The organism is Methylobacterium sp. E-025 (genome assembly GCF_022829705.1).
In the GTDB taxonomy this organism is placed as follows: Bacteria; Pseudomonadota; Alphaproteobacteria; order Rhizobiales; family Beijerinckiaceae; genus Methylobacterium.
In genome coordinates this window covers 1-15547 of the sequence record NZ_JAKSYR010000140.1, presented here as the reverse complement: position 1 = coordinate 15547, position 15547 = coordinate 1, and the positions used below count along the sequence as shown (strand labels likewise).

Sequence of the window (15547 nt, the reverse complement as noted above, 5' to 3'; positions counted from 1 at the left end):
AGCCCGATCCCGGCCAAGGGCGGCGAGACCAGGCCGGAGCATTGGCCGGAGCATTGCCCGGAGCATCGCAAGGGCATGGAAGGCCTCGTCGCGGAGGCGCGGAAGCACGGCATCGAGGAGGCGCCGCGCGACGGCGAGCTGCGCGACGTCAAGATCCTGGCCCCCGGGCCCGAGGGGCGCTACCGCAGCTTCGCCCGCGCCGCCGCATGGTCCGGCGCCTGGGCGAACACCGCCCGCATCGCGTGCCAGAGCGGCTTGCGCCCAAACTGCGCATCGAGCGGCAGCGCGCGCTGGGGCAGGCCGTCGGGGCGCTTGCGGTAGGGGTGGTCGTTGAGCCACGTGTCGGGGTCGTAGAGGTCCCACGACATCACGGTCAGCACCGCGGGCTCGGCCGCCACGACCTCGAGATAGGATCTGGCGAGGTCGGCGACCTTGCGGTCGCGGGTGGCGATGTCGGCCGGGAACGCCCGGTCGTCGATGTCGAACTCGGTGATCTCGATGCCGAGCCCCATCCTGCCGATCTCCGCGAGGAAGCGCCGAAGCTGGCCCTGGTCGATCGGCACCGTGCTGGTGATGTGCGATTGCAGGCCGAAGCGGCGGATCGGCACGCCGCGCGCCAGCATCCCCTCCAGGCGCTTGAGCACGCGGGTGCGGCGCGCCTCCATCCACGGCACGCCCTGCTCGACCGCGTCCTCGTTCCAGCAGCCGGCCGCCGTCGGGTCGACCTCGTGCAGGATGCGGAAGGCGAGGTCGACGTAACCGGGGCCGAGCGCGGTGAGCCACGGGCTCTCGCGCAGGCCCTCCGGGCCGCCGCCGTCCTGCGACAGCACCTCGTTGACCACGTCCCAGGAGGCGATCTGCCCGCGGTAGCGGCCGGCCACGGTCTCGATCCAGCGGCGCAGGAAGTCCTCGGCCTGGGGGGCGGCGGCCCGCGCCAGCAGCGGGCGCACCCAGGGCGGCAGCGCCTCGTGCCAGACCAGCGTATGCCCGCGCATGCGCTGGCCGTTGCCGCGGGCGAAGCGCACCAGGGCGTCGGCTGGCGCGAAATCGGTCTTGCCGGGCTCGGGCCGCACCACCTCCATCTTCATCTCGGTGCCGCAGACCAGCATCCCGGCCTCGCGCGCCACCGCCTGCCGGTAGGCGGGATCGCGCGCGAAGCGGAAGCCGGGCACCTCGGTGCCGTAGGTCAGCCCGGTGCGGGCGGCCGCCGCCTGCAGGCTGTCGGCCGACCACGACGGCCGGCCCGGCGGCCCGAACGGCGCGGGCGCGGCGCGGACGGGCGCGGCCAGGGCGCAGGCGGCGCCGGCGAGGAGGGTGCGGCGGGTGGGGATCATGGCCTCCCATCGCGGGGCGGGCGCAGGAAGCGCACCACGGTCGCGGTCGTCCTCCTGCGGCGTCATCGCCGGAACAGCGGGTCGTTCTCCAGCACGATCGGCAGGCCGTGCGGGGTCGCCTCCGCGGCTCGGAGGAAGGCGTCGCGGCGGGCGTCGAGGGCGGGGCCGTCGGCGATGCCGCGGGCGGCAAGGATCGTCTCCAGGGCGGCGAGCCAGCGGCCGTAATCGGCCGGCGCCTCCGGGCCGTCGGCCGGGCGGATCGCGGCGCCGAGCGCGTCGGCCCACTCGGCCCCGGTGAACAGCCCCGAATCCTGCAGCGCGACCACCATCGCGAAGACCTGCGCCTCCCAGGGTGCCGAGAACGGGGCGACGGGCTCGCTCATGCGGCCCCGCCCGCGATGTAGCGCTCGAACACCGCGACGGTGACGCGCCCGTTCGGGTCGGCATCCTCGCCCCAGAGCTCGGCGGCCGGGAAGGCCACGGTGTAGAGCCAGTCCGGGTTCTCGCCCTGCCCGCAGGCGTTGGTGTCGGGCAGGACGAAGGCGCCGTGGACCCGCAGCACCGTGCCGCTCTTGGCCCGGACGTAGCGCGGCAGGCGGGTGTGCGTCGGCGGGTGGATGTTGCGCATCGTCACCGCGTCGCCGACCGCGAAGCGCGCCGGCGCGGGCGCGGGCCGGTCGCTCGGGAAGCCGGCGCGGTAGCGCGGCTCCAGGATGTCGGCGGTGAGCACCCGCGCCACCGGCGCCGGATCGGGATCGGCGACGCCGCGGGCGATCTCCTCGGGCCGCGTGAGGTTATGCGCGGCGAGCTGGCGCTCGAGGGCGTCGAGCCAGATCGCGTAGTAGCTGGCGCGCAGGTAGTCGGCCGGCGGCATCGACTCGCGGGCGGCGCGGCTGCCGTCGAGGGTCCAGGCACCGGTGAAGCCCATCGCCATGGCGAGCGCGAAGACACGCTTCTCCCAATCGGCGTGGAACACCGGCTCGTTCGGCTCGGGGGCGACCGGGCCGAGGCCGTGCATCCCGCCGAGGTCCTGGCCGCCGTTCATGCCGGGACGCCCGGCAGGCCGGTGCCGATCATCGCGTCGCGGGTGACGAGGCCGGCGAGCCGGCGCTCGTCGAAGGCCTCGGTGCCGGCGGGCCGCATCGGCAGCACCATGTAGCGCAGCTCGGCGGTCGAATCCCACACGGTGATCCGCGTCGTCTCGGGCAGGCGCACCCCGAACTCGGCGAGCACGCCGCGCGGGTCGATCACGGCGCGGGCGCGATAGGGCGGCGCCTTGTACCAGACCGGCGGCAGGCCGAGCACCGGCCAGGGGTAGCAGGAGCACAGGGTGCAGACGACGAGGTTGTGCGCGTCCGGCGTGTTCTCGACCACCACCATGTGCTCGCCGCCGCGCCCGCCGATCCCGAGCTCGGCGATCGCCGGCGTGGCGTCGGCCAGCAGCCGTGCGCGATAGGCCGGATCGACCCAGGCGCGGGCCACCACCTGCGCCCCGAGATGGGGCCCGACCCGGGTCTCGTAGCGCTCGACCAGCGCGTCGAGCGCCGCCGGCTCGACGTAGCCCTTCTGCACCAGGATCGATTCCAGCGCCCGCACCCGCGCCTCGACGGGGGACAGCGCGCCGTGGTCGTGCCCGTGCTGGTGCCCGTGGTCGTGATCCGGGTCGTCGTGACGATGGGCCATCCGCGCCGCCGCCCGCCTCAGGCCAGGTCGAGCGAGCGCTCGAAGGCGGCCGCGTTCGAGGCGTGGCCCTTCGGGTCGGTCACGACGATGTCCTTGAAGCCGCGCCGGGCCAGCTCCCAGGTCTTCTCCAGGGCCTGGTCGGCGGTCCCGCACGCGAACGTCGCGGGGCGCCCCGCATGGTCGTTCGCCTTCACAGTGTACACGGCACGTCCTCCCGATCGCTCGAATCGACCATACCCGGATGTGGCGTCGGCCGCGAGGATCGGGAAGGGGTTCGGTGAATCGGGTGCAGCGCGGCGCGGATTTGGCCCGCCGCGGAACGCGGCGGGCGGCAGCCGGACCCTCGGGCGGGGTGGACGGTCCGCGTCCGAACTTTGTGGAACCTCGGACGGTCCGCCGACCGGTAGCCCGGCACGTCAGGCCGGGTTGGGCGGAAAGCAGCCGTCGCGATAACGTTGCTATGCGTTCGGGGTAGAAGCACTGTGATACATCCCCTTTCGAACTCCCGGGCGTGGTCGGCCGCTTTGATCCTTGCGTGGCTGAGCCTTCTGATATCGTCGGCCCTCCCCTCTAAATCGGAGGCATCGCCCTATCGTCTCAAGCATCTGTTCTACGGATGCTGGACCCGTGAGGCGACGCATCCCGAACGCGCGCGCTGGCAGACCTCATTCTCGACGTGGTGCTTCGAACACGGCCGAATGCTCGGCGGCTTGACGTTCGATGCAGGCGACGGCTGGGACTACTGCGAACGCTGGCATCTGCACGGGCAGCGGCTCGCGGTTTCTGGTACCCATGACGACGACAGGGCTTGCCTCTACGCCTTCTCGGAGGACCGACAGACGCTGATCCTGCGCGATTGTGCGGCGGCCGGGGATTGGCGGCGGGATGACCCGGCGACCGAGGCCCGTAGGGGCGATCGGACATGCCGGACGCAGGGGCGTCCTGAGCCCGAAAAACAACCGTAGAGCTTGATCGGTTTCGCGTCCGCTTCGGGCGACACCGGGCCGTCCGCGTCAAAGCGAGAGGTCGGGGCCCGCTTCCCTCCCACACCGGCCATGGGCCGAACGGGCGCACATCGTCGTCTGCCCGCCAGGCGCCATCGCCCGCGCCACCGGAGCGCGACCGGCCCGGCCTCGGCCGCGTTCTGGCACGGGCGTCGCGCCCCGAGGCCCCGCCCGGAGGGCCGCCGCGGGGCCGGGCGGTCAGGCGGCGCGGACCGTCGCCAGGAAGCGGGCGACCTCCGCGGTCAGGTACTCGGACTGGCGCGACAGCTCGGAGGCGGAGGCGAGCACCTGGCTGGCGGCCGCCCCGGTGTCCTCGGACGCGCGCGCCACGCCCGCGATGTTGCTCGTCACCTCGTTCGTCCCGCTGGACGCCTGCCCGACGTTGCGCACGATCTCCTGCGTGGCCGCGCCCTGCTGCTCGACGGCGGCCGCGATCGTCGTCGCCACCATGTCGATCTCGCGGATGCGCGCCGCGATCGAGCCGATCGCGTGCACGGCCTGCCCGGTGGCGCCCTGGATCTGGCCGATCTGGTCCGAGATCTCCTGCGTGGCCCGCGCGGTCTGGGCGGCGAGCTCCTTCACCTCGACGGCGACCACCGCGAAGCCGCGGCCGGCCTCCCCGGCCCGCGCCGCCTCGATCGTCGCGTTGAGCGCCAGCAGGTTGGTCTGGCTCGCGATGTTGGAGATCAGGCCGATCACGTCGCCGATCTTCCCGGCCGCGGCGCTGAGGTCCTGCACCAGGGCGGCGGTGTCGTCGGCCTCGGCGACGGCGCGCTGCGCCAGGTCGGTCGATCCCGAGACCTGCCGGCCGATCTCCTGAACCGAGGCGCCGAGCTCCTCGGCGGCGGCGGCCACGGTGTTGACGTTGACGGCCGCCTCCTCGGCGGCGGCGGCCACCGTCGTCGACTGGCTGGCGGTCCCGGCCGCCGTGGCCGTCATGGTCCGGGCGGTGGCCTGCAGCGCGCCGGCCGAGGACGACACCCGCCCGACGATGCCGCCGACCGCCTGCTCGAACCCGTCGGCCATCTGGCGCATGCCGGCCTTGCGCTGCTCCTCGGCCGAGGCGCGGGCGAGCGCCGTCTCGGCCTCCAGCGCCTGCGTGCGGATCAGGGTGTCCTTGAAGACCTGGACGGCGCCCGCGATCGCCCCGACCTCGTCGCGGCGGTCCCGGAACGGGATTTCGGCGCCGGTGTCGCCGCGCGCGAGGCGGCCCATCAGGTCGGTGATCGCCCGGATCGGGCGCGAGACCGCCCAGTTCACCAGGAGCGCGCCCATGGCGGCGGCGGCGAGCATGGCGAGGAGCCCGACGAGGACGGCCTGACGCGAGCCGGCGCCGGCGGCCTCGGCGATCCGCGCCCGGTCGTCCAGCAGGCTCCGCTCGATCGTCGCGATCTCGGCGGCCTTCAGGCGCAGCCGGTCCATCGCCGCCTTGCCGGCGCCGGAGATCGCGAGCTGCCGCGCCTGGCCGCGCGTCGGCTCGTCGCGCATTAGCGCGATCTCGCGCTCGGCGATTCCGTCGTGCCAGGCCTGGGCGTCCTGGTCGAGCGCGCCCAGGCGCTGCAGCTGCGCCGGGTTGTCGGAGACCATCGCGCGGATCCGGGCGAGGGCATCGGCGTAGGCCTTGGTGCCGGCCCGGTAGGGCTCGAGGAAGCTCGGCTCGGCGCTCAGCAGGTACCCGCGCAGGCCGGTCTCCTGGTTGACCATGGCGGTGGTCAGCGCCTCGACCTGCTCCAGGACCCGGTAGGTGTGATCGCGCCACCGTTGCGCCTCCTCGACGGAGCCGAGGCCGCGCCAGCTCACCAGCGCGGCGAGGCCGGCCGCGCCGATGATGACCGCGAAGACCAGCAGGAGCTTGGTCATCAGGCGTAAATCGACGACGGTACGCATTCGAAAGCCCCGGGATGACGGCGCAAGACCGAGTTTTTCCTCTCGGACGCGGTGTTCATCCTCTACGCGGCAAGCGGTTAAGCCCGCGCTACCGACGAAGTGTTGCGCGCACGCCGAAGCGGCCGCGCGAATACGGATGCCGTCACCTGCTACAACCTACCGGTTGCATCGGTGGAAGCGCATACCGGCGACCCCGACTCGCCGTCCCGCAGCTCGTCGGCGGGTCCGTGCGAGGCCGGGCGTTCGGGCCCCCTCCCCCGGCATCGCACGCCGGACGCCAGGAGAATTTTTCGGAGCCGGCCGGGAACCGGATCGCGGTGTTCGCATTTTTTGCGCGCGAGGCCGTTCGAAGGCTCGCCCACGGGCGCCGGAAGGCATCCGGCGACCCTTGTCATCACGTTGCTCCCAGGAGGATGTGGTCATGAGGACCCTTGATTTCGCACCGCTCTACCGATCCACCGTCGGCTTCGACCGCCTGTTCGCGATGCTGGACCGAGCCGCGCAGGCCGAGGCGTCGTCGACCTGGCCGCCCTACGACATCGAGCGGGTGGCCGACGACGCCTATCGCATCACCATGGCCGTCGCCGGCTTCGCGCCCGGCGAGATCGAGCTGACGCAGCACGGCGCCAGCCTTCTGGTCGCCGGCCGGCGAAAGGCGCCCGAGGACGAGCGCCGGATCCTGCATCGCGGCATCGCCACCCGCACGTTCCGCCAGACCTTCGAGCTGGCCGACCACGTGACGGTCGTCGGCGCGAGCCTCGCGCACGGCCTGCTCACCGTGACCCTCAAGCGCGAGGTGCCCGAGGCCCTCAAGCCGCGGCGCATCCCGATCGGCGGGACGGTGCCCGCCGTGAGCCGGGACGCGGTCAGCCAGGACGACGCGCCGAGCCGGATCGAGACCGGGCGCAAGGCGGCCTGAGCCCTCGGGGCGGCCTCGATTCCGACAGCCGTGAACCTTTGCCGCCCTGGCCTGCGGGCCCGCGCGGGGGGGGCTCCGGCCCGTGTGTCCATCCCATCGCGCAGCAGGAAGGAGGATCATCGATGAGGGAGACGCAGCTTTTCCGTTCCGGCGCCATGAACCCCGGTTCCGGCGCCATGAACCCCGATGGCGCGCATGATTCCGGCGGCGCCCATCCGGCCTCGTTCGAGGCCTGGCAGGCGCTCGTCGCCCCCGGCGACGTGTTCCGCCACCCGCGGGAGGTCCTGGCCCACCCCGCGCTCTCGCGGGCGGACAAGCGCGCGATCCTGGCGTCCTGGGCGTCGGATGCCTGCGTGCTCGCGGATTCGCCCGGCATGCGGTGCCTCGTCGGCAGCCGGGCCGAGCCGGTCTCGGTCGACGCCGTCCTCGCGGCGCTGGGCGAGCTCGACCGGGCGGTCCGCCGGGCAGGCCCGGCTCGGACGAGGCGCGCCGCGCCACGCCGCCTGCGCCGCTTCGCGGACCTGCACACGTATGTCCGCCCGAAGCGGCGCGACGACGACGACGATCCGCCGCCCTGCCCAGCGAGCGTCATGCCGCGCCCGAAGACGCCCCCGAGCACGGCGCTGGCCGCCGCCATCCCGGCCTGAGGGCGGGCCGCGCGGAGGATGCGCCGGGGCGCGCCGGCCCGGGCCCTACCCGTCCATCGCCCGCCGGAACGCCTCGGAATGATCCGGGTGCCAGCGCGAGAGCGCCGGGCGGTTCTCGATGATGTCGCCGGCCGCCCACGCGATCCGGCGCTCGTCCTGGGCGCGGGTGGTCTCGTTGTCGGGGCAGAGGATGTAGAAGTCGCCCTGCGCCATCCGCTCCAGCAGGAAGGCCACCGTCTCGTCGGGCGTCCAGGCGCCGGGCGGCTTCTCGGCGACGCCGCGGGCCCTGGCCAGCCCGGTATAGACGAAGCCCGGGATCAGCAGGTGCGCCGAGATGCGGCAGCCGTCGCGGCCGCGCAGGTCGTGCGCGAGCGCCTCGGTCGCCGCCTTCACGCCCGCCTTCGAGACGTTGTAGGGCGTGTTGCCCGGCGGCGTGGTGATGCCCTGCTTCGAGCCGGTGACGATCACGGCGCCGGGTTTCTGGCCCGCGATCATCGCCGGCGCGAAGGCGTGGATGCCGTTGATCACCCCCCACAGGTTGGTGTCGAGGATCCTGCGCCAGGTCGCCTCCTCGGAGAACAGCGTGCCGCCCGCCTCGATGCCGGCGTTGAGCATCACCAGGGCGGGCGGCCCCCCGGCGGCGACGGCCTGCGCGAACGCCTCCATCGCCGGGCGCTGCCCGACGTCGAGGGCGAAGGCGCGCACCTCCACGGCGGCGAGCGTCGCCACCGCGGCGCGGGCGGATTCGAGCGCCTCGCCCGGCAGGTCGGCGAGCCACACGTTCATGCCGGCCCGCGCGAAGGCCTGCGCCGCCGCGAGCCCGATGCCGCTGGCCGCCCCGGTGACGACGGCCGTCCGGCCGGGTTCGATCGCTGGGTGGGTCATCGGCGCCTCTCGCTGCTTTCGCGTCGCGGTGAGGGTGGGGCGGCGGCCGGGATTGTCGAGGGCGCGGCCGCCCCGCCCTGGCCTTCGGCCGCCGCCTCTGCCACCGTCCGGCACGCTCACGCTTCCGGGAATCGCCCGCATGCCCGCCCGCGTCACAGGCCGACCGCGCGTCCCCCCGCTCCGCGACCGGGCTCCCGCCCCCGCGCGCGGGCCGGCCTCCGCCTGCGATCCGGCCCGCGGCGTGATCCTCGCCCTCGCCCTGACGCTGGCCGCCGCCGCCGCCGCCGCCGCCGCGCAGGCGCCGAAACCGCAGCCGCCGCGCCCGCCCGCCGCCGCGCCGGACCCGGCCTTCGAGGCGATGCGGGCCGGGTTCGAGGCCCTGCCGGAGGCCGAGCGCAAGGCGCTGCAGGACGCGCTGGTCTGGACCGGCGACTACAACAGCGTCGTCAACGGCGCCTTCGGCCGGCGGACCTTCGAGGCGCTGAGCGCCGCCCGCGCCCGCACCGACGCCGGCGACCCCCTCGATCCGCGCAGCCGCGCCGCGATCCTGGCGGCGGGCGAGGCGGCGCGGAAGGCCGTGCGCTTCACCGTGCAGGCCGATCCCGCCAGCGGCGCGGTGCTCGGCGTGCCCGAGCGGATGCTGCCCAAGCGCAGCGCGGTCCCCGGCGGAACCCGCTGGCAGAGCGCCGACGGGCGCCTGACCCTGGAGAGCCGGTCGTTTCCCGCCGGCGGCACCGACCTCGACGCGCTGTTCACCCGCGCGACCGCGCCGCTCGCCGACCGCAAGGTGACGTACAAGCTCAAGCGGCCGGACTTCATCGTCTTCACCGGCGAGACCGCCTCGGGGCGCTCGTACGTGCGCTACGCCGCCGGGCCGGAGGGCATCCGCGGCTTCGCCATCGGCTACGAGGCGGCGCAGGCGGGCGAGATCGACCGCCTCGTCATCGCCATCGCCAACAGCTTCGTGCCGTTTCCCGGGACGCCGGGCGAGGCGCCCCGGATCGCGACCGCGCCGGCCGCCGCGCCACCGGCGTCGGGCGCTCCGCAGAGCTCGGGTGGTCCGCAGGTCGCCTCGGCCCCGAACGTCGTCGGCACCGGCCTCGTCGTGGCGCCGGGGCGGGTGCTGACCGCGTCGGCGGTGCTGGAGGCATGCCCGGCCCCGCGGATCGGGAGCGCCGCGGCCAGGGTGTTGCGCAGCGAGCGCGGCCTGGCGCTGCTGGAGGCCGCCGGGCTGCCGGCGCCGCGCCTGCCGGGCATCGTCGGAGCGTCGGCGTCCGAGGATCGCGTCGTGGTCGCGGCGCAGGAGGCGCGCGAGGGAGCGGGCGGGGATGCGGGCGTGTCGGTCGCGCCGGGCGCGATGGTGGGCGCGGCGCGGGTGACGGCGCCGTTGCAGCCCGGGTCGGCCGGCGCGCCGGTGCTCGACCGGGCGGGCGGCCTCGCGGGGCTCGTGGCGTCCTATCCGGCGGCGCCGCGGCTGATCGCGGGCGTGATGCCGCCGGCGAGCTTCCCGGTGATCCCGGGGACGGTCGTGGCCGCCGTCCTGGGCGAGGCCGGCATCGCGACGCGGCCGTCGACCGCCGGTGCCGGCAGCGTCGGCGCCGCCGCCTCTGCGGTCGGCGGCGCCGTGATCGGGATCGTCTGCGCCCGCTAGAGCGGTTTCGAGCGCGGTGGATCCCGGCTCGCGTGAAGACGATCAGACCTCACGGAAAACAGAGCCCCCTCCGCGATCCGCAGATCGCGAAGGGGGCGTCGGGAGCCGGTCCCCGATCGCGGATCGCGGAACCGGCCCCCCGCGTCCGGCGTCAGAGCCGGCCGGTGACCAGCAGCACGATCAGGACGATGATCAGGATGCCGCCGAGGCCGAAGCCCGGGCCGCGATAGGCGCCGCCGCCGAGGAAGCCGCCACCACCGAAGGCGAGAATGATCAGGATGATGAGCAGAATGGTGACGAGCGACATGGAAGAAAGTCTCCGCGGGAGCGCACGGGTCGTGAGCTTGACCGTTCAAACGCCGCGACAATCCGTTCCGTTCAAATAATTCGCACGCAAACGTGACGGACGGTTTTGCCGGCTCAAGCGTGCCAGTCCGGCAGCGGCGCGCCGGCTTCGTCCAGCCAGTCCGGCGTCGGCAGGCCGCGCTCGCGCAGGAAGGCGGGGTTGAACAGTTTCGAGGCGTAGCGCGCCGCCCCGTCGCAGAGGATCGTCGCGATGGTGTGGCCGGGGCCGAGCACCCGCGCCAGCCGGATCGCGCCGGCGACGTTGATGCCGGACGAGCCGCCGAGCGACAGCCCCTCCTCCCGCATCAGCCCGAACACGATGTCGAGCGCCTCCGCGTCGGGGATGCGGAAGGCGTGGTCGGGCGCGAACCCCTCGAGGTTCCGGGTGATCCGCCCCTGGCCGATGCCCTCGGTGATCGACGAGCCCTCGGCCTTGAGCGTCCCGGCGGTGTAGTGCGCGTGGAGCGCCGAGCCCTCGGGGTCGGCGAGCGCGATCGCGACCTCGGGGTTGCGCGCCCGCAGGGCGAGCGCCGTCCCGGCGAGCGTGCCCCCGGTGCCGGCGGCGCAGACGAAGCCGTCGAGGGTGCCGCCGGTCTGGTCCCAGATCTCGGGGCCGGTGTGCCGCTCGTGCGCGCCGCGGTTTGCGACGTTGTCGAACTGGTCGGCGAAGAACGCGCCGGCGGGCTCGGTGGCCGCGAGCCGCTCGGCGAGGCGGCGCGCCACGTGGACGTAGTTGTTCGGGTTGGCGTACGGCACCGCCGGCACCTCGACGAGGCGGGCGCCGGCGAGCCGCAGGGTCTGCTTCTTCTCCTCCGACTGGGTGACCGGGATGACGATCACCGTGCGGTAGCCGCGCACGGAGGCCACCAGCGCCAGCCCGATCCCGGTGTTGCCCGCCGTGCCCTCGACGATGGTGCCGCCCGGCCGGATCAGCCCGCGCGCCTCGGCGTCCTCGACGATCGCGCGCGCCGCCCGGTCCTTCACCGAGAGGCCGGGATTGAGGAACTCGGCCTTGCCGAGGATGGTGCAGCCGGTCTCCTCCGACGCCCGGCGCAGCCGGATCAGCGGCGTCCCGCCGATCGCCGCCAGCACGTCGGGGCGGGTGCCCCGCTCCGGATCCGTCGCCACGCCCATGCCGGTGCCTCCGCATCGCGCGCCTCCCGGGGCGCCGCCCTCCGCGATAGATCAGAAGGCGGCCCATCGGAAGCCGGGGGCGGCGCCCCGGCGATCAGGCCGGGCGCGGCGCCTCGATCATCGCGCGGACGCGCTCGGCCATGGCGTCGACGGAGAACGGCTTGGTCACCACCGCCATGCCGGGGGCCATGTGGCCTTCGCCGAGCGCGGCGTTCTCGGCGTAGCCGGTGATGAACAGCACCTTCAAGTCGGGCCGGCGGGCGCGGCCGGCATCGGCCATCTGGCGCCCGTTCATCCCGCCCGGCAGGCCGACATCGGTCACCAGCAGGTCGATGCGCACGTCCGATTGCAGCAGCTTGAGGCCGGCGGCGCTGTCGCTCGCCTCGATCGCGGTGTAGCCGAGGTCCTCCAGGATGTCGGCGAGCAGCATCCGCACCGTCGGCTCGTCGTCGACCACCAGCACCGTCTCGCCCTGCCCGGAGCGCGGCCGCGCCGGGCCGGCCGCCACCTTGTCCTCGACCTCGGCGTCGCCGTGGTGGCGGGGCAGGAAGATGCTCACGCGGGTGCCGGCCCCGACCTCCGAGCGGACCCGCACCTCCCCGCCCGACTGCTTGGCAAAGCCGTAGATCATCGAGAGCCCGAGGCCGGTGCCCGCCCCCATCGGCTTCGTCGTGAAGAACGGCTCGAACACCCGGGCGACCACCTCCGGCGGCATGCCGGTGCCGGTGTCGGCCACGCACAGCGCGAGGTATTGCCCCTCCGGCATGTCGTGCTGGCGGGCGGCGCGCGCGTCGAACCGCGCGTTGGTGGTCTCGACCGTGATGCGGCCGCCGTCCGGCATCGCGTCGCGGGCGTTGATGCACAGGTTCAGCAGCGCGTTCTCGAGCTGGAACGCGTCCACCAGGGCGGTCCACAGCCGCGCGCCGGCGGCGACCTCGACCGGGATGCCCGGGCCGACGGTGCGCTGGATCAGCTCGTGCATCCCCGCCACGAGGCGGTTCACGTCCGTGGGCCGGGGATCGAGGGTCTGCCGGCGCGAGAAGGCCAGCAGCCGGTGGGTCAGGGCCGCGGCGCGGCGCGCGGCGCCCTGGGCGGCGGCCATGTAGCGCGCGACGTCCTCGACCCGGCCCTGCCGCATCCGGGTCTGCATCATCTCCAGCGAGCCGGCGATGCCCGCGAGCAGGTTGTTGAAGTCGTGCGCGAGGCCGCCGGTGAGCTGGCCCACCGCCTCCATCTTCTGCGACTGGCGCAGGGCGTCGGCCTGCTCCCGCTCGAGCGTGGTGTCGCGCCCCGAGGCGTAGACGCGGCCGTCCTCGAACGCGGCGGTCCAGGCGAACGACCGGTACGAGCCGTCCTTGTGGCGGAAGCGGTACTCGTACGGAACCGTGAGCGGCCGCTCCAGGATGGCGGCGAAGGCCGCCAGGGTCGCGGCGAGGTCGTCCGGGTGGGTGTAGGCGGCAAACGACCGGCCGATCAACTCGTCGTCGCGCCAGCCCAGCAGCTCGGCCCAGGTCGGGTTGACGCTCTCCAGGGTGCCGTCCGGCAGCGCCACGATCAGCAATTCCTGCGACAGCCGCCAGGCCCGGTCGCGCTGGGCCGTCCGCTCGGCGACCCGCGTCTCCAGGGTGAGGTTGAGGTCCCGCAGCGCGGCGGTGGCCTCGTCGGCGGCGCGCCGCGCCGCGAGCAGGTCGCGCTCGTAGCGCCGGCGGTCGGAGGCGTTGAACACGGTGATCCGGATGAAGCGGATCTCGCCCGCCTCGTCCCGGCGGACCACCGCGTTGACCAGCACCGGCAGCGTCCGGCCGTCCGCGCGCACGAGGTCGAGGGCGACCTCGTTGAAGAAGCCCTGCATCCGCAGCAGCGGCGCGAAATGGGTCTCGTAGTAGATCTTGCCGGCGATGGTCAGCAGGTCGAGGAAGCGGCGCCCGACGAGGTGGCCGGCCGGGTATCCGGTCCAGGTCGCCAGCGTCCGGTTGACCTTCGACAGGCGCCCGCTCGGCAGGGCCGAGGCGTAGCCGCAGGGCGCGTTCTCGAACAGGTCGGCGAGGTCGTCGGCCTCCTGCACCCCGGAGGTGGGCGTCGCCTCGTCCACGTCATCACCCTCGGAGGAACGCCTCGATCGCCGCGACCGTCGCCTCGGGCGCGCTGAGGTTCGGGCAATGCCCGGTCGCGTCGAGCAGGACGAGCGCGCTGCCCGGCAGGTTGCGGTGGACGTACTCGCCGACCTCCCGGGGGGCGATCACGTCCTCCGCGCACTGGATCACCAGGCAGCGGGCGGCGACGTTCTCGAGGTCGGCGCGGTTGTCGGACAGGAACGTGGTCCGGGCGAAGCGCTTGGCGATGTCCGGATCGGTGCGGCAGAAGCTGTTGGTCAATTCCGCGCCGAGCTCGGGGCGGTCGGCGTTGCCCATGATCGTCGGGGCCATCGCCTGGGACCAGCCCATGTGGTTGCTGTCGAGGAAGTTGAGCAGTTCCTCCACCTGCGCCGCGGTGAAGCCGCCGACGTAGCCGTCCTCCGCGTCGTCGACGTAGCGCGGCGAGGGGCAGACCAGGACGAGGGTGTCGAACAGCTCGGGCGCCGCCTTCGCGGCGAGGATGCCGACCATGGCGCTGACCGAGTGGCCGACGAAGACGCCGCGCCGCACGCCGAGGGCGCGGGCGAGCGCGACCACGTCGTCGGCGTAGCCGTCGAGCGTGGCGTACCGCGCCGGGTCGTAGGCCGACAGGTCCGAGCCGCCGGCGCCGACATGGTCGAACAGCACCGTCCGGTAGCGATCCTCGAAGGCGGGCGCCACGAAGCGCCACATGTTCTGATCGCAGCCGAAGCCGTGGGCGAAGACCATCGCGGTCTCGCCGGCCCCGGCGATCTTCGTGTTGTGCCGTTGTACGACCGACAAACCCGCGTTCCCCCGCCGAAAACCGGTCTAGCACGCATCGCCGTGCCGTGCGCGGGGCCCGGATACCGGTCAAACCCGGCCGGCGGGCTCACGAACTCGACAGCCCGGCCGAGGCGCCGCCGGGACGGCACGCTCCTTGCCGTGCGGGGGCGGGCCGAACGTCACCGGGGGCCGAGCGAAACCGGGGGATCAGTCGCGTCGCCGGCTGGCATCCCCGAGAGCCGCCCGACATGGTGCCGGATGCCGCCGCGCGGATCGGAGCGACCATGGCTGACACGGATCAACCCTCCGGCCTGACGGGGCGCAAGACCGTCGAAGACATCCTCGCCGGGGGCGAGAGCGACGGGCATCAGCTCTCGAAATCGCTCGGCCTGTTCTCGATCATCGCGATGGGCATCGGCGCGGTGATCGGCGCGGGCATCTTCGTGCTCACCGGCACGGCGGCCGCGCAATATGCCGGGCCGGGGATCATGCTGTCCTTCGTCGCCGGCGGCATCGCCTGCGCCTTCGTCGGCCTGTGCTACGCCGAGATGGCCGCGCTCATCCCCGTGGCGGGATCGAGCTACACCTACACCTACGCGACGCTGGGCGAGTTCTTCGCCTGGATCATCGGCTGGGACCTGATCCTCGAATACGCCATGGGCGCGGCCACCGTGGCGGTGGGCTGGTCCGGCTACGTCGTCAGCCTGCTCAAGGATGTCGGGCTCGTCATCCCGCCCCGCTTCACCGCCGCGCCCGGCACCGCGGTGAAGCTCGCGGACGGGTCGGACGCCACCGCGCTGATGAACCTGCCGGCGGTGCTGATCGTCGGGCTGCTCACGCTGATGCTGGTGCGCGGCACCAAGGAATCGGCCCGGCTCAACAACGTCATGGTGGCGGTGAAGCTCACCGTGGTGCTGGCCTTCATCGTGCTCGGCTACGGCTACATCAAGCAGGCCAACTGGACCCCGTTCATTCCCGACAACGACGGCAGCTTCGGCCATTTCGGGTGGAGCGGCGTGCTGCGCGGCGCGGGCGTGGTGTTCTTCGCCTTCATCGGCTTCGACGCGGTCTCCACCGCCGCGCAGGAGGCGAAATCGCCCCAGCGCGACATGCCGATCGGCATCCTCGGCTCGCTCGCGATCTGCACAGTGCTCTACGTGCTGGTCGCCGCGGTGCTCA

Annotated in this window: 15 protein-coding genes; 4 read left to right on the top strand and 11 right to left on the bottom strand. The window is 73.7% G+C overall.

What is annotated here, in order from left to right; genetic code table 11:
* Window positions 1-179: 179 nt before the first annotated feature.
* The 6 genes from MKK64_RS20425 to MKK64_RS20400 all read right to left on the bottom strand — a co-directional run bounded on the left by MKK64_RS20425 (window position 180) and on the right by MKK64_RS20400 (window position 5908).
* Complete coding sequence (locus tag MKK64_RS20425; RefSeq protein WP_243936771.1) at window positions 180-1334, bottom strand: endo-1,4-beta-xylanase; 1155 nt, start codon at window positions 1332-1334, stop codon at window positions 180-182.
* Window positions 1335-1396: 62 nt separating this feature from the next.
* On the bottom strand, window positions 1397-1717 hold the full coding sequence (locus MKK64_RS20420; protein WP_147860278.1) for a nitrile hydratase accessory protein: 321 nt from the start codon (window positions 1715-1717) through the stop codon (window positions 1397-1399).
* Window positions 1714-2379 carry a nitrile hydratase subunit beta gene (nthB, locus tag MKK64_RS20415; protein WP_243936769.1) on the bottom strand — a complete coding sequence of 222 codons (666 nt, stop codon included), beginning with the start codon at window positions 2377-2379 and terminating at the stop codon, window positions 1714-1716. Before nthB ends, MKK64_RS20420 begins: the two co-directional genes overlap by 4 nt.
* Window positions 2376-3017 (bottom strand): nitrile hydratase subunit alpha, encoded by a 642-nt coding sequence (nthA, locus tag MKK64_RS20410; protein WP_147844570.1) that lies wholly within the window; start codon window positions 3015-3017, stop codon window positions 2376-2378. The genes nthB and nthA overlap by 4 nt, the downstream gene beginning before the upstream one ends.
* Window positions 3018-3034: 17 nt before the next feature.
* A complete protein-coding gene (locus tag MKK64_RS20405; protein ID WP_147729728.1) occupies window positions 3035-3220 on the bottom strand; it encodes a hypothetical protein in 186 nt (61 codons plus the stop codon).
* 999 nt (window positions 3221-4219) lie between these two features.
* Window positions 4220-5908, bottom strand: a complete 1689-nt coding sequence (locus MKK64_RS20400; protein ID WP_243936767.1) for a methyl-accepting chemotaxis protein — start codon at window positions 5906-5908, stop codon at window positions 4220-4222.
* A 421-nt stretch (window positions 5909-6329) separates the two neighbouring features.
* Here MKK64_RS20400 and MKK64_RS20395 point away from each other — a divergent pair, with 421 nt between their 5' ends.
* Window positions 6330-6827, top strand: a complete 498-nt coding sequence (locus MKK64_RS20395) for an Hsp20 family protein (RefSeq protein WP_243936765.1) — start codon at window positions 6330-6332, stop codon at window positions 6825-6827.
* Window positions 6828-6949: 122 nt separating this feature from the next.
* Window positions 6950-7474, top strand: coding sequence for a hypothetical protein (locus tag MKK64_RS20390; RefSeq protein WP_409567987.1), 525 nt, complete (start codon window positions 6950-6952; stop codon window positions 7472-7474).
* Between the two features lie 45 nt (window positions 7475-7519).
* Here the strand turns inward: MKK64_RS20390 and MKK64_RS20385 are convergent, their stop codons facing one another.
* The gene (locus MKK64_RS20385; RefSeq protein ID WP_243936764.1) at window positions 7520-8359 is read right to left on the bottom strand and encodes an SDR family NAD(P)-dependent oxidoreductase; all 840 of its coding nucleotides are present in this window, start codon (window positions 8357-8359) and stop codon (window positions 7520-7522) included.
* 139 nt (window positions 8360-8498) lie between these two features.
* Here MKK64_RS20385 and MKK64_RS20380 point away from each other — a divergent pair, with 139 nt between their 5' ends.
* Window positions 8499-10010 carry a serine protease gene (locus tag MKK64_RS20380; RefSeq protein ID WP_243936762.1) on the top strand — a complete coding sequence of 504 codons (1512 nt, stop codon included), beginning with the start codon at window positions 8499-8501 and terminating at the stop codon, window positions 10008-10010.
* Between the two features lie 151 nt (window positions 10011-10161).
* On the opposite strand, the gene MKK64_RS20375 is transcribed toward MKK64_RS20380, so the two are convergent.
* From MKK64_RS20375 to MKK64_RS20360, 4 genes are all read right to left on the bottom strand, one after another.
* Complete coding sequence (locus MKK64_RS20375; protein ID WP_147729453.1) at window positions 10162-10317, bottom strand: DUF3309 domain-containing protein; 156 nt, start codon at window positions 10315-10317, stop codon at window positions 10162-10164.
* Between the two features lie 113 nt (window positions 10318-10430).
* Window positions 10431-11489 (bottom strand): cysteine synthase A, encoded by a 1059-nt coding sequence (locus MKK64_RS20370; RefSeq protein ID WP_147844572.1) that lies wholly within the window; start codon window positions 11487-11489, stop codon window positions 10431-10433.
* Window positions 11490-11583: 94 nt separating this feature from the next.
* Window positions 11584-13581, bottom strand: a complete 1998-nt coding sequence (locus MKK64_RS20365; RefSeq protein WP_243936761.1) for a PAS domain-containing sensor histidine kinase — start codon at window positions 13579-13581, stop codon at window positions 11584-11586.
* Between the two features lie 4 nt (window positions 13582-13585).
* Window positions 13586-14386, bottom strand: coding sequence for an alpha/beta fold hydrolase (locus MKK64_RS20360; protein WP_187274955.1), 801 nt, complete (start codon window positions 14384-14386; stop codon window positions 13586-13588).
* A 266-nt stretch (window positions 14387-14652) separates the two neighbouring features.
* On the opposite strand from MKK64_RS20360, the gene MKK64_RS20355 reads away from it, so the two are divergent.
* On the top strand, window positions 14653-15547 hold an 895-nt coding region (locus MKK64_RS20355; protein WP_243936759.1), incomplete at its 3' end, for an amino acid permease.

Coding starts and splice junctions, on each gene's coding strand:
- MKK64_RS20425 (WP_243936771.1), bottom strand. CDS start 1,334: ATGATCCCCACCCGCCGCACCCTCCTCGCCGGCGCCGCCTGCGCCCTG.
- MKK64_RS20420 (WP_147860278.1), bottom strand. CDS start 1,717: ATGAGCGAGCCCGTCGCCCCGTTCTCGGCACCCTGGGAGGCGCAGGTC.
- nthB (WP_243936769.1), bottom strand. CDS start 2,379: ATGAACGGCGGCCAGGACCTCGGCGGGATGCACGGCCTCGGCCCGGTC.
- nthA (WP_147844570.1), bottom strand. CDS start 3,017: ATGGCCCATCGTCACGACGACCCGGATCACGACCACGGGCACCAGCAC.
- MKK64_RS20400 (WP_243936767.1), bottom strand. CDS start 5,908: ATGCGTACCGTCGTCGATTTACGCCTGATGACCAAGCTCCTGCTGGTC.
- MKK64_RS20395 (WP_243936765.1), top strand. CDS start 6,330: ATGAGGACCCTTGATTTCGCACCGCTCTACCGATCCACCGTCGGCTTC.
- MKK64_RS20390 (WP_409567987.1), top strand. CDS start 6,950: ATGAGGGAGACGCAGCTTTTCCGTTCCGGCGCCATGAACCCCGGTTCC.
- MKK64_RS20385 (WP_243936764.1), bottom strand. CDS start 8,359: ATGACCCACCCAGCGATCGAACCCGGCCGGACGGCCGTCGTCACCGGG.
- MKK64_RS20380 (WP_243936762.1), top strand. CDS start 8,499: ATGCCCGCCCGCGTCACAGGCCGACCGCGCGTCCCCCCGCTCCGCGAC.
- MKK64_RS20375 (WP_147729453.1), bottom strand. CDS start 10,317: ATGTCGCTCGTCACCATTCTGCTCATCATCCTGATCATTCTCGCCTTC.
- MKK64_RS20370 (WP_147844572.1), bottom strand. CDS start 11,489: ATGGGCGTGGCGACGGATCCGGAGCGGGGCACCCGCCCCGACGTGCTG.